Here is a 12,267-nt window from a genome sequence, read left to right on the forward strand (position 1 = left end):
GACATGGACGGTCTCACCGCCAAGGCGTTCGTCAAGGTCCCCGGCCTCACCGACCAGGCGCCCACGCTGCGACCGGGCATCACGCCCCTGGAGGTCGTGAGCGGGGAGCCGCTCGCGATCGACGTCACGGACCACGTGCTCGTCGTCGAGGGGAGGACCCCCCGGCTCACCACGGAGGAGAAGGTCACCGCGCTCGAGGGCACGCGCGAGGTCACGTCCACGACCGAGATCGTCTACACCTCGGACGCCGAGTACGTCGGCCCCGCGGCCGTGACGTTCGAGGTCACCGACGGGTCCGGACCGGACGACCCCGACGGCAACACGGCGCTGCTGACGATCCCCATCAGCGTCGTCCCGCCGGAGAACCTCCCCCCGGAGCTCTCCACGCCGACGCTCGACGTCGCGGCGGGCGAGGAGGCCACGGTCGACCTCGCGCGCTTCGCGACCGACCCCGACGGCGACGCCCTGACGTTCGCCGCGTCCGGAGGCGCCGAGGGCGTGACCGTGACCGTCGAGGGCACGACCCTGCGCGCCCAGGCGACCCCGGACGTGCCCAAGGGCTCCGTCGTGCAGGTGCCGATCACCGTGACCGACGGCGAGCACCCGCCCGTCGAGGGCGCGGCGACGCTCACCGTCGTCGCCTCGACCCGCCCGCTCGCCCGCGCCAACCAGGACACCGTCGACGACGCGCACCAGGGCAAGCCGACGACGGTCCCCGTCCTGGCGAACGACTCGAACCCGTTCCCGGACACGCCGCTCGAGATCGTGGGTGCGAGCGTCGAGACGGGCAGCGGTGACGTGTCGTACAGCGGGAACGACGTGGTCGTCACGCCGGAGCAGTCGTTCGTCGGCGTCATGGTCGTCGTCTACCGCATCCAGGACGCGACGAAGGACCCCGACCGCATGGTCGAGGGCCGCGTCCAGCTCAAGGTGCTGGGCAAGCCCGAGGCGCCCGCGACCCCGCAGGTGCTCGAGGTCCGCTCGAAGACCGTCGTGCTGTCGTGGGACCCGCCGAACAACAACGGCGCGGACATCACCGGCTACACCGTGCGGTCCCAGAACGGCTACGAGAAGGCCTGCGGCACCACCACGTGCACGCTCGACGGACTGACCAACAACGTCGAGTACACCTTCACCGTCTTCGCGACCAACGCCGTCGGCGACGGCCCCGCCTCGCCGCCGTCCGCCGTCGCACGCCCCGACGAGAAGCCCGACCCGCCCGCCGCACCCACCCTCGAGTTCGGCGACCAGTCCCTCACCGTCACCTGGACCAACAAGACCTACACCGACCGGTCCCCCATCCAGACGGTCAACCTGGAGATCTCGCCCGCACCGCCGAGCGGCGCGGTGCAGATGCAGGCGCTCGCCGGCACCCAGGTCGTGTGGACAGGCCTGCAGAACGGCGTCGCCTACCGGGTGCGCGTCCAGGCCGTGAACCTCGCGCCCGACCCGTCCGAGTGGGGCGAGTACTCCGCCGAGGAGATCCCGGCGGGCCTGCCCGACGTCCCGAAGACGCCGACAGCGAGCCGCGCGGCGGACTCGCCCCTCAACGGCGGCTCGATCGACGTGTCGTGGGCGCAGCCGTTCGAGAACGGCGACGCCATCAAGGCCTACCACCTCCAGCGGTACCGCAACGGGTCGCCGGACGGGGCCCCGCTGACGCTGACGGGCCTCAGCCACAAGGCGACCGGCCTCGACAACGAGTCGTCGTACACGTTCACGGTGACGGCCGAGAACAAGGCGGGCGTGACCGCGGCCAGCCCGGCCTCGGCCGCCGTCGTGCCGTACGGCCGACCCGAGGCGCCCCCGCGTCCGAGCGTCCAGAACGTGGGCTCGAGCTCGCAGGACAGCGGCATCCCGCGCGTCTCGTGGGGCGCCGCCGACGCGAACGGCAGCCCGATCACGAAGTACACCGTCACGGCGTCGCCGGGCGGCGCCAAGCGCGAGGTCTCCGGGACGTCGGTGGACTTCACGGGCCTCAGCGCGGGCACGTACACATTCACCGTGACCGCGACGAACGCCGGCGGGACGTCGACCTCGAGCCCGGCCTCGGCACAGGTCAGCGCCTACCAGAAGCCGGGCACGCCCGGCGTCTCCTCGTCCCGCACCGGCGAGAACCGCGGCCGGTTCACGATCTCGGCGCCGTCGTCGAACGGCGGCAACGCGATCACGCGCTACGAGTGGGAGCTCTCGGGCGCGCAGAACCGGACGGGCACGGGCCAGAGCGTGGACGTCGGGTCCGACTACGACCAGACGTACCGGCTGCGGGCGCGCGCGTGCAACGCGGCCGGGTGCGGCGCGTGGAGCGGCCAGGCGACGTTCACGACGGACAAGCGCCCCGAGCCGCCGCGGATCTGGGTCACGCGTGGCCCCCAGCGCAACACCCAGCCCGGCTACGGGAACTGCACCGGCAGCATGTGCACCGTGTTCCGCGTCAACGCCAACGCGACGTTCCCCTCGGGCACGTACACCTTCCAGTGCTACTACGACGGCAACCGCATCGGTAGCTACTCGTGGACCGAGCATCTCTCCGCCGGCGGCTACGTCGACCTCGGGTGCATCCTCGGGAACCCCTACGGGACGCAGCGCACCGCCAAGGTGTACGTCACGATCAGCCCGTCACCGAGCGGGATCGTGGTCGAGCAACGAGACTGGCCGATCCGCTAGCCGGACGGGCGGACGGGCGGCTCTGCCGTCGGCAGATGTGCCGACGGCAGATCGCCCGTCCGCCGGGCCGCCCCGCGGGGCACTGTGGGTGGCATGACCAGCACCGCACGCACCCCGCACGCGGAGGCCGCCGCCGTGGCCGCCTCCTCCTTCGACGACCAGCTCACCACGCGCCTGCTCCACCAGCGCATCGTCGTCCTCGGCACGGCCGTGGACGACGCCGTCGCGAACCGGCTGTGCGCGCAGCTCCTCCTGCTCTCCGCGGAGGACCCGCGCGCGGACGTCGCGCTCTACGTCAACTCCCCCGGCGGCTCGGTGAGCGCCGGGCTCGCGATCTACGACACGATGCGGCTCATCCCCAACGACGTGTCGACCGTCGCGATGGGCTTCGCCGCGAGCATGGGGCAGTTCCTCCTGTGCGCGGGCACGCCCGGCAAGCGGTACGCGCTGCCGCACGCGCGGATCATGATGCACCAGCCCTCCGCCGGCATCGGCGGCACCGCCGTCGACATCGCGATCCAGGCCGAGAACCTCGTGTACACCAAGGGCCTCATGCACCGGCTGCTCGCCGAGAGCACGGGGCAGAGCGTCGAGACCATCGCGGAGGACTCCGACCGCGACCGCTGGTTCACCGCCCGGCAGGCGCTCGAGTACGGCATGGTCGACCGGATCGTCGAGTCCGTCGACGACGTCCGTCCCGCCCGCTCCGCCCGGAAGGTGGGGCTGTGATGGCGAGCTACACGATCCCGACCGTCGTCGAGCGCACCCCGCTCGGCGAGCGCGCGTTCGACGTCTTCTCCCGCCTGCTCTCGGAGCGCATCGTGTTCCTCGGCACGGAGATCGACGACGGCGTCGCCAACGTCGTCATGGCGCAGCTCCTGCACCTCGAGTCCGACGCGCCCGACCAGGAGATCGGCCTGTACATCAACTCCCCGGGCGGCTCCGCGACCGCGCTCATGGCGATCTACGACACGATGCAGTTCGTCCGCTGCGACGTCTCGACCATCTGCATGGGCCAGGCCGCCTCGGCCGCCGCCGTGCTGCTCGCGGCGGGGACGCCGGGCAAGCGGTTCGTGCTCGAGCACTCGCGCGTCCTGCTGCACCAGCCGTCCGGCGGCGGCGAGGGCACCATCTCCGACCTGTCGATCCAGGCGGAGGAGATCCTGCGCATCCGCTCGGAGACGGAGGAGGTCCTGTCGCGGCACACGGGCCAGACCGTCGAGCGCCTGCGCGCCGACACCGACCGCGACCTCGTGCTCACCGCGCGCCAGGCCGTCGAGTACGGGATCGCCGACGCCGTCGTGACGTCGCGCAAGCTCGCCACGGCGGCGTGACGCCCAGGTCGTGACGCGCTCGGCGCGGAGGTCTACCCGCGCCGCCGGAACCACGACCGGCGGCGCGGCTCCGGCCGGTCGGCGGGCGGGTCGACGACGGCGTCCGCCGCGGGGCCGGGGGTCGGCTCCTCGGGCGCGGGGCCGGCGTCCGGCGTCGTGGGCCGAGGCGTCTCAGGCTCCGGCCCAGGCTCGGGAGCGGCCTCGGGCTCGGGCGCGGCCACGGGTGCCGGCTCGACCGCAGGCTCCGGTGCGGGATCGAGCTCTGTCTCGGGCTCCGGTCCGGAAGCCGGGGACGACGACGCCGCGATGCCGGCGAGGCGTCCGGCGTCGTCGAAGCTCACGGTCACCGTCCCGTCGGGCACGACGAGCGTCACCGACCCGGCCACGTCCTGCGACGTCTCGAGGCCGCGCACCGACGCGTAGGACGCGAGGGCGCGCCGGTGGTCGACGACCGTCGTGGAGAGCAGGCCCTCGCTGAGCGTGCGCACGACCCGCGGCACGGTGGGTGCGGGCAGGACGAGGTCGTCGTGCTCGACGAGGAGCCACGCGCGCGTCCCGCCCCCGACGGGCGCGCTGTAGTGGGTCCAGGACCGGGTCACCGCCTTCGCCGCGAGCGTGTAGCGGTACGGCAGGTCGTCGGTGAGCGGGTGCTCGGGTTCCTCGGCCTCGCGGAGCCCGGTCGCACGGGTCCGCTCGGCGGCGTCGAGCACGGCGTCGGGGAAGCCGTTGACGTTGTTCCACGCCCACATCCAGGTCCCCGGACCTGGTGCCGCGGTGCCGAGGAACTGGACCCGGCACGTCGTCGTCCCGCCGTCGGGCGCGGTGAACGTCAGCGTGCCCGCGACCAGGTCGGCGTTCCAGGCGTCGTCGCCGTGGAGGTCCGCGAGGTGGAGCTGGTGCTCGTGCGAGACGAACGCGGCCTCGTCGACGAGGTCCTGGAGGGTCGGCGCGCCCGGCGCCGCCGCGCCGTCGGTCTGCGGCTCCGTCATGGACCGACCGTAACCGCGCGTCGCACCTCCGGACCCGGCGCGACACGCCGTCCGGGTCAGGCGGCGACGAGGAGGGCGTCCGGGGTGCGCGCGCCTGACGGCAGCGTGCGCACGGCGCGCGCGACGGGCAGGTCGCGCACCGGCTCGCCCACGGGGGCGGGGTGCCGGGGCGCGGAGAGCGCGCCGCGCTCGCGGACCGCGGACAGGACGCGCACGGGCGCGACCGGCCGCAGCTCCTCCCCCGTGCGCGCCACGAGGTCGACGAGCCGCAGGCCGAGCGCGCCGCACACCGCGGCGAGCACCTCCGAGGAGGCCTCCTTGCGACCGCGCTCGATCTCCGAGAGGTACGCGGTGGACACGCGCGCGGCGGCCGCGACGTCGACGAGCGTGCGTCCCTGCGCGCGCCGCGCCCGCCGCAGGATGCCGCCGATGACGTGCCGCAGGAGCGGCTCCGGCCGCCCGTCGCCGCGGGAACGGTGGGTCGCCGCCGTGGCGCTCGTCACGTCCATGCGGTCACGCTACCCGCGCCGCGCCCGGGTGCCGAGGCCCCCGGGCGCGGATCTGCTCCTGGCGTAAGCGGCGCCGTCACCAGTCCTCGAGCGACCAGGCCATCTGCCAGAACCGGGTCTCGTGGCGGCAGCTCTGCTCGAACGCGCGCTCCATGCGGGCGCGCTCGGCCTCGCCCGCGTCCGCGGCGAGCGCGTCGAGGCGCGCGCGCAGGTCCGCGAGGACGCCCTCGGTCCGCTCGGCGGCGTAGAACGCCCACCAGCCGGCGAGGGGGTGGTCGTCCCCGATCGCGCCCGGTGTCGTCGCACGCTCGGCGAGCCAGAACCGCCGGGCGGACCAGATGTAGGTCCACGGGCACGGCAGGAGCGCCGCGAGGAGGACGCCGAGCGAGTCACGGCCGGCGGCGAGCATGTGGTCGACGTACGCCTGCGCGCTCGGGGCGAGGCGGTCCGTCTGCGCCTCCTCGTACGTCACCCCGAGGAAGTCGCACATCGCGTGGTGCGCGTGGGACTCGTCGTCGAGGAGGAACCCCGCCTTGTCGTGGAAGTACTGCGCCCACGACCGGTCGGGCGCGAGGGCCATGCCGAGCCCGTAGCAGCGCAGGTAGGCCGTGAGGTACTGGTGGTCCTGGCCCACGTAGTGCCGCACGGCCGCCGGGTCGACGGACCCGTCGCGCAGGCCGGCGAGGAACGGGTGGTCGTAGAAGGCGTCGAAGAGGGGCGCGTACCGGCGGGCGAGGCCGGCCGTGAAGCCGCCCTCCCCGGGCCGGACGAGCGCGGTCGGGTCGTCCGCGAGGACAGGGGTCCGGGTGATGGCAGCAGGCGTCGTCATGCCCACGTTCCTCCGCTCGTGCTAGCGAGATCAGGTTCGACGGGTCCGGGCGGCCGTACCGCTCGTCTCAGTCCCTCGGCCCGGGCGCACGCCCGGACGGGACACCCCGCGTGGTTCGGGGCGACCCTAGCAAGGACGGGCGCGCGTCGGGAGCACGCTCGCGAGTGTGGGAATATAGTTGTAGCGACAACAGTTGGAGCCACCATGACGAGCACCCCGACCGACCGGTCCCTGTCACCGTCCACGAGCATGGACGCCGTCACGCTGCGCGTCGGCGACCTCGAGCAGATGACGTCCTACTACACGGGCGCGTTCGCGCTCGCGCCGCTCGAGGAGCGCACGCGCGGCACCGAGGTGCACCGCGTGCTCGGCCGCGGCACGACGCCGATGCTGCGCCTCGTCCACACCCCGGGCCTGCCGCCCGTCGACCCGCGCCAGGCCGGGCTGTTCCACACGGCGTTCCTCTTCGACGACGCACCGAGCCTCGCCGCGACCGTCTACCGCGCCGCGCAGGACCGCCGCGGCTCCTTCGTCGGGTCGAGCGACCACCTCGTCAGCGAGGCGTTCTACTTCACCGACCCCGAGGGCAACGGCGTCGAGCTCTACACGGACCGCCCGCGCGAGACGTGGGTGCGCGAGCGCGGCCAGATCCTCATGACCACGACGTTCCTCGACCCGAACGCCTACCTGCGCTCCCACCTCACCCAGGACGCGTACGACGCCGGCCCGTCGCTCGCCGGGCGCGTCGGCCACGTGCACCTCCAGGTGGGCGACGTCGCGACGGCGCGCGACTTCTACGTCGACGCCCTCGGGTTCGAGGCGACGCTGAGCGGGTACAGCGGCGCCCTGTTCGCGTCCGCCGGCGGCTACCACCACCACGTCGCGATGAACGTCTGGAACAGCGCGGGCGCCGGGCCGCGGGCCGCGAGCCTCGGGCTCGGGGACGTCGCGATCACCGTGCCCGGCCGCGAGGACCTCGACGCCCTCGTCGCGCGCCTGCGCAGCCGCGGGCTGCAGCACGCCGACGACGGTCGCTCGGTCGTCGTGCACGACCCGTGGGGCACGCGCGTCACGCTGTCCCTGCCCGGCACGACGACCGACGAGCTCCTCGCGCGCTGAGCGCCGGGCCGCCCGTCGGGCCGGGCCGGCACCTGACGGCCCGCCCGTCGGTCGCGGCCGCTCGGAGGGCGGTCCGGCCGTCCGGCGCGCACCATGGGGGAGGTTCCGCAGCGTGCACCGAGGAGCGACGCCATGTTCCGCAGCCTCTTCCCGATCCTGACCGTCGCCGACGTCGAGCGGTCGCTCGGCTTCTACCGCGACCTGCTGCGCGGGACGGTCGAGTACGCCTTTCCCGACGACGGGCCGCCCGTCTACGTGAGCGTGCACGTGGGCGGGTCGCCGCTCGGGATCGGCCTCGACGACGGCACGGCGCCCGCGGGCGTGCCGCGCACCGCGCTGTGGGTCTACGTCGACGACTGCGACCGCGCCGTCGAGCACCTCGCCGCCGCGGGCGTCCCCGTGCTCGAGCCGCCGACGGACCAGCCCTGGGGCGAACGCGTCGCGCGCGTGCAGGACCCGGACGGCACGGTCGTCGTCCTCGGCCAGGCGGCGACGCCGCCCGCCGAGCCCGAGGGGCCGACAGGGCTCTCGTAGCGCGGCACCGGCTCGTGGTGCCCCCACCGGGACTCGAACCCGGAACACGCCGGGTTTAAGCCGGCTGCCTCTGCCAGTTGGGCCATGGGGGCGCGCGCCGAATCTACCGCGACGTGCTCGGCCCCGGCCGCCGACCGGAGCCGGGGAACGACGAGGGGCGAGCCGCGCGTGCGGCTCGCCCCTCGTCGTCGGGCAGGACGCCGGGAGTCCCGGCGTGCGGTCAGGACGCCTTGGCGGCAGGCGTCCGGTCGTCCGCGTCGACCGTGCCCGCGCCGGACTCGGCGGCTGCGGCCGACCCCTGCGCGGTCTGCTTGACCGGCTCGCCGTCCTTCTTGGGCGGCACGGACGCGGCGCGGAACTCGGCGCGCGGGTCGTGCAGCGAGCCGAGCGAGACGAGCTCGCGGCCCATGAGGAACTGGCCCATCCAGCCGATGAAGATGCGGATCTTGCGGTTGCCCGTCGGCATCGCCATGACGTGGTAGCCGCGGTGCATGAGCCACGCGGGCGTACCGCGGAGCTTGAACACGCCGAACAGCTCCGCGACGCCCTTGTACAGGCCGAGCGACGCCACGGTGCCGACGTTCTTGTGGCGGTACTCGACCGGCGGCTCGCTGTGCAGCTCGAGCGCGAGGTTGTCCGCGAGGCGCGTCGCCTCACGGATCGCGTGCTGGGCGTTCGGCGGGCAGAACTTGCCGGGGTTGAGCACGTCCGGGACGGCGGCGCAGTCGCCCGCGGCCCAGGCGTTCGGCACGACGTTGCCCTCGGCGTCCGCGACCTGGAGCGTCGGGAGCACGATCACGCGGCCGAGCTTGTCGACCGGGAGGTCCGACGCCTCCTTGATGACCGGGTTGGCCTTGACGCCAGCCGTCCACACGATCGTGTCGGAGTCGAACTCGACGCCCGTCGACGTGACGACGTGGCCGTCGACGCACGACGACAGGAACGTGCTGAGGTGGAACTCGATGCCGCGCTTCTTCAGCTCCTCCAGCGCGTACTCCGCCATGGGCTCGCTGAGCTCGGGCAGGATGCGGCCCGCGCCCTCGATCATGACGAAGCGGAGGTCCTTCTCCTCGATCGTCGCGTAGTTGCGCGTCGCGTAGCGCGCCATGTCCTCGATCTCGGCCAGCGCCTCGATGCCCGCGAACCCGCCACCGACGAACGTGAAGGTGAGCATGCGGCGACGCAGCTTCTCGTCCCACGTGGACGACGCGACGTCCATGCGGTTGAGCACGTGGTTGCGGACCGCGATGGCCTCCTCCACGTTCTTGAAGCCGATCGCGTTCTCCGCGAGGCCCGGGATGGGCAGCGTGCGCGAGACGGAGCCGAGGCCGACGATGAGGTGGTCGTACGTGACCGAGTAGTCGTCGCCCTCCTCCGGGTGGATCGTGACGCGGCGCGCGGCGTGGTCGACCGCGACGACCTTGCCCTGCAGCACGTCGACGCCCTTGAGCGCGCGGCGGTGCGGCGCGACGACGTCGCGACCGTCGATCGAGCCCGCGGCCGCCTCGGGGAGGAACGGCGCGTACGTCATGTACGGGCGCGGGTCCACGACGACGATCGCCGCCTCGCGGCGCCCGAGCTTCTTGCGCAGTCGGCGCGCGGCGTACAGGCCCACGGAGCCGCCGCCGAGGACGACGACCCGAGGCACCTTCCGGGGCCGCGGCGAAGCGGTCTGGGCACGGCTGACCGAGGTCAGGTCATTCTGAGGCATGGTTCCAGAGTATTACCGCTCGCGGCACTGGCGAGCCGGAGCGTCCGTCTGACGGGCGTGACGCGCCCCACGCCCGCCCCGGGCGACCGCGCAGACGCGACATTCGGCGCGCGCCGGACCGGGGCGCGAGAGCGTCAGGCGATCGACCAGGCGATGCCGTCGAGGATGTCGTGCTCGCTCGTCACGACGTCGGTGAGCGAGCCGCCCGCGGCCGCGACGTCGTCGCGCACCCGGCGCACGACCTCCGACCACACGAGCGCGCCCGCGCCGATGACGTCCACGCGCCCGGGGTGCATGAAGCCGAGCGACGCACGCTCCGCGCGCGTGCGGTGCAGCAGGTCGTCGCACGCCGCGAGGACCTGCTCGACCGACAGCACGGCGCCGTTGATCCGGTCGCGGTCGTACTGCGCCAGACCGAGGGCGTGCGCGGTCACCGTGGTCACCGAGCCCGCGAGCCCCACGAGCGTCGCGGCCCGCCCCAGCGGCACGACGCGCGCCGCGTCGTCGAGCGCGGCGCGCACGTCGGCACGCGCCGCGGCCTCCTCCTCGGCCGTCGGCGGGTCCGACCGCAGGTGCCGCTCCGTCATGCGCACGCACCCGACGTCCATCGAGTACGCGGCGTCCGGCGTGGCCGTGCCGAGCACGAGCTCCGTGGAGCCGCCGCCGAGGTCGACGACGACGTACGGCCCGGGGCGCACCGACGCGACGGTCGACGTCGCGCCGCGGAAGGACAGGGCCGCCTCCTCCTCGCCCGAGACGACCTCGGGCTCGACGCCCAGCGCGTCGAGCACGCCCGCGACGAACTCGTCGCGGTTCTCGGCGTCGCGCGTGGCCGACGTCGCGACGAACCGCGTCCGCGTCGCACCGAGCTCGGCGATCACGCCGGCGTAGCGGCGTGCGGCGTCGAGCGTGCGCGCGAGGGCCTCGGGTGCGAGGCGGCCCGTGCGGTCGACGCCCTGGCCGAGCCGGACGACCTCCATGCGCCGGTCGAGGTCGACGAGCGTGCCCGCGGCCGGGTCGACGTCCGCGACGAGGAGGCGGATCGAGTTGGTGCCGCAGTCGATCGCGGCGACGCGCGAGACGCCGGGCGGGACGGGTACGGTCGGGGAGCCGGCGGCGAGCGCGCCCGGCGCGGAGGTGGAGCCTGAGGTCATGCGTCCAAGCGTGCCACGCGGTCAGCAGGTGCAGCGGTCGGGCCGCCACACGTCGCGCACGCGCTCGAGCGCCTCGTCGCCCAGCGGGTTCACGCCCGGCCCCGCGGCCAGCGCGTGCCCGACGAGCACGTGCAGGCACTTGACGCGCGTCGGCATGCCGCCGGCCGAGATGCCGTCGATCTCCTCGACGTGGCCGAGCGCCTCGCGCTCGGCGAGGTAGTGCTCGTGCGCGCGGCCGTACGCGGCCGCGAGCTCGGCGTCCTCGGTGAGCCGCTGCGACATCTCCTTCATGACGCCGTTCGCCTCGAGCGTCGACGCGGCCGCGACCGCGCCGGGGCTCGTGAGGTAGAAGGTCGTCGGGAACGGCGTCCCGTTCTCCAGCCGCGGCGCCGTGCGGACGACCAGCGGACGCCCGCACACGCACCGCGCGGCGATGCCGACGACGCCGCGCGGCGTGCGCCCGAGCTGCTCCGCGAGCGTCTCGAGGTCACGCTCGGTGACGACGGCGTCCGGGTCGTCGGCGGGGATGGCCAGGCGGGCGTCGGGCACGGGTTGTCCTCCGGGTCGGTCGGTCGCGTCGGGTCGACGCGTCACCCATTCTCCCCGCTCGCGGGCGACGTCCCGTCGTCGGGCTGCTGCGCGCCCTCGGACGGCGTCGTGCCCGCGCCGCCCTCGCCGTCGCCCTCCTGGCCCGACGACGCCGGCTGGCCGCCCGCGACCTGCACCGACGCCCAGATCGCCTCGTACCAGGGCGTGCCCGCCTCGTACCCGCGCACCGGCCCGTCGGTGATCGTCCGGCCCGTCTGGGGGTCGGTGTCGTCGACGACGGTCTCCGGGTCGAGCACGCGCCACGGCCGCTCGCCCGGCATGACGAAGTTGAGCCGGTCGCGCGCCTCACGCACCACGTACGCCGGGTCGTCCCACCGCGCGAGCTCGGCCTCGAGCTCGTCGTGCTCGGCCTGCGCCTGCTCCAGGTCTCCCCGGAGCTCGCGCAGCTCGCCCGTCTGGTTGACGTACGCGCGCAGCGTGGGCAGCAGGAGCACGACGGCGAGGAGGACGACGACGGACAGCACGAGCGTGCGGACCGTGACGACCTCCGGCAGCAGGAATCCGTGCCGGCTGCGGCGCCGGTCCTCCCGCGCGGGGCCGGGAGCACGGCGCGGCGTGGTCGGGCGTGCGGCCGGTCGGCGCGCACCCGCGGACGCCGCGGACGCGGACGTCGAGCGCGCGGGCTTCCTCGCCGACGCGCCCCGCGCGCCCGACGCGGGCTGCGACGCCGACGACCCCGCGGAGGTCCCGCGCGACGTCGGCTTGGTCCCCGAGGACCCTCGGGTCGGCCCGGTCCCCGGCCGCGCGGCGGCGCCGGGACGCGGAGGACGGCGCGAGGAGGGCATGGGTCGATTGTGGTGCCCCGGGAGGCA

Annotated in this window: 12 protein-coding genes, 1 tRNA gene and 1 riboswitch; of the genes, 5 read left to right on the top strand and 8 right to left on the bottom strand. The window is 74.4% G+C overall.

Annotated features, from left to right (window positions below; all coding sequences use genetic code 11):
- The 3 genes from GYH36_RS14870 to GYH36_RS14880 all read left to right on the top strand — a co-directional run.
- Positions 1–2,667: fibronectin type III domain-containing protein (locus tag GYH36_RS14870; protein WP_162290240.1), on the top strand; the 2,667-nt coding region annotated here is incomplete at its 5' end.
- Between the two features lie 93 nt (positions 2,668–2,760).
- The gene (locus GYH36_RS14875; protein WP_162290241.1) at positions 2,761–3,396 is read left to right on the top strand and encodes a ClpP family protease; all 636 of its coding nucleotides are present in this window, start codon (positions 2,761–2,763) and stop codon (positions 3,394–3,396) included.
- Positions 3,396–4,001: a ClpP family protease gene (locus GYH36_RS14880; RefSeq protein WP_024842400.1), complete on the top strand. Its 606-nt coding sequence runs from the start codon at positions 3,396–3,398 to the stop codon at positions 3,999–4,001. Before GYH36_RS14875 ends, GYH36_RS14880 begins: the two co-directional genes overlap by 1 nt.
- A 32-nt stretch (positions 4,002–4,033) precedes the next feature.
- Here the strand turns inward: GYH36_RS14880 and GYH36_RS14885 are convergent, their stop codons facing one another.
- From GYH36_RS14885 to GYH36_RS14895, 3 genes are all read right to left on the bottom strand, one after another.
- Complete coding sequence (locus GYH36_RS14885) at positions 4,034–4,990, bottom strand: DUF6882 domain-containing protein (protein WP_162290242.1); 957 nt, start codon at positions 4,988–4,990, stop codon at positions 4,034–4,036.
- 56 nt (positions 4,991–5,046) lie between these two features.
- On the bottom strand, positions 5,047–5,499 hold the full coding sequence (locus GYH36_RS20095) for a helix-turn-helix domain-containing protein (protein ID WP_115943070.1): 453 nt from the start codon (positions 5,497–5,499) through the stop codon (positions 5,047–5,049).
- A gap of 76 nt (positions 5,500–5,575) precedes the next feature.
- Entirely contained in the window at positions 5,576–6,328 is a 753-nt protein-coding gene (locus GYH36_RS14895; protein ID WP_024842397.1) for a TenA family protein, read from the bottom strand.
- Positions 6,319–6,447: riboswitch (TPP riboswitch) on the bottom strand. Its footprint overlaps the gene before it by 10 nt.
- A gap of 85 nt (positions 6,448–6,532) precedes the next feature.
- On the opposite strand from GYH36_RS14895, the gene GYH36_RS14900 reads away from it, so the two are divergent.
- A complete protein-coding gene (locus tag GYH36_RS14900; RefSeq protein ID WP_155099976.1) occupies positions 6,533–7,447 on the top strand; it encodes a VOC family protein in 915 nt (304 codons plus the stop codon).
- A 132-nt stretch (positions 7,448–7,579) separates the two neighbouring features.
- Entirely contained in the window at positions 7,580–7,981 is a 402-nt protein-coding gene (locus GYH36_RS14905) for a VOC family protein (protein ID WP_115943072.1), read from the top strand.
- 15 nt (positions 7,982–7,996) lie between these two features.
- Here GYH36_RS14905 and GYH36_RS14910 read toward each other — a convergent pair.
- The 5 genes from GYH36_RS14910 to GYH36_RS14930 form a co-directional block, all read right to left on the bottom strand.
- Positions 7,997–8,073 (bottom strand) — tRNA-Leu (locus GYH36_RS14910).
- A 128-nt stretch (positions 8,074–8,201) separates the two neighbouring features.
- The gene (locus tag GYH36_RS14915; protein ID WP_024842236.1) at positions 8,202–9,692 is read right to left on the bottom strand and encodes an NAD(P)/FAD-dependent oxidoreductase; all 1,491 of its coding nucleotides are present in this window, start codon (positions 9,690–9,692) and stop codon (positions 8,202–8,204) included.
- A 134-nt stretch (positions 9,693–9,826) separates the two neighbouring features.
- The gene (locus GYH36_RS14920; protein WP_162290243.1) at positions 9,827–10,846 is read right to left on the bottom strand and encodes a Ppx/GppA phosphatase family protein; all 1,020 of its coding nucleotides are present in this window, start codon (positions 10,844–10,846) and stop codon (positions 9,827–9,829) included.
- Between the two features lie 21 nt (positions 10,847–10,867).
- The gene (locus GYH36_RS14925) at positions 10,868–11,395 is read right to left on the bottom strand and encodes a DUF501 domain-containing protein (RefSeq protein WP_312028660.1); all 528 of its coding nucleotides are present in this window, start codon (positions 11,393–11,395) and stop codon (positions 10,868–10,870) included.
- Between the two features lie 41 nt (positions 11,396–11,436).
- A complete protein-coding gene (locus tag GYH36_RS14930) occupies positions 11,437–12,240 on the bottom strand; it encodes a septum formation initiator family protein (RefSeq protein ID WP_162290244.1) in 804 nt (267 codons plus the stop codon).
- Between the last annotated feature and the right edge of the window lie 27 nt (positions 12,241–12,267).

This window comes from Cellulosimicrobium composti (assembly GCF_010287905.1).
GTDB classification, from domain to species: domain Bacteria; phylum Actinomycetota; class Actinomycetes; order Actinomycetales; family Cellulomonadaceae; genus Cellulosimicrobium; species Cellulosimicrobium composti.